The sequence below is a fragment of the Mesocryomonas lacus genome (assembly GCF_055730135.2).
This window is the reverse complement of the sequence record NZ_JBUZWE020000065.1, coordinates 1-397: the sequence shown is the minus strand read 5'-3', so window position 1 is coordinate 397 and position 397 is coordinate 1. Positions and strand designations below refer to the sequence as shown.

The window sequence follows — 397 nt, the reverse complement described above, 5'->3', positions numbered from 1 at the left end:
AGCGCTGAACGAGTGGCTGGAGAAGCGGTGCCGGGAGCTGTGGGCAACGGCGCCCCATGCGACCCAACCCGGCACCGTTGCCGAAGTCTGGTCCGAGGAGGTCCGTCATCTGATGGCGACACCTCGGCCCTTCGACGGCTTCGTCGAACACACCAAGCGTGTCTCACCAACCTGCCTCGTTCATCTCGAGCGCAACCGCTACAGCGTGCCGGCCTCCTTCGCCAACCGCCCCGTCAGCCTGCGCGTCTATCCCGATCGGATCGTCATCATCGCCGAGGGGCAGACTATCTGCGAGCACCGCCGGGTCTTTGCTCGCTCACATGATCGCCGAACCGAGACGATCTATGACTGGCGGCACTATCTGGCGGTCGTCCAGCGCAAACCCGGTGCCCTGCGC

General features: G+C 65.2%; 1 protein-coding gene. It reads left to right on the top strand.

Annotated elements, in window-relative coordinates:
- Positions 1-397: Mu transposase domain-containing protein (locus ACZLZY_RS24950; protein WP_472936653.1), on the top strand; the 397-nt coding region annotated here is incomplete at both ends.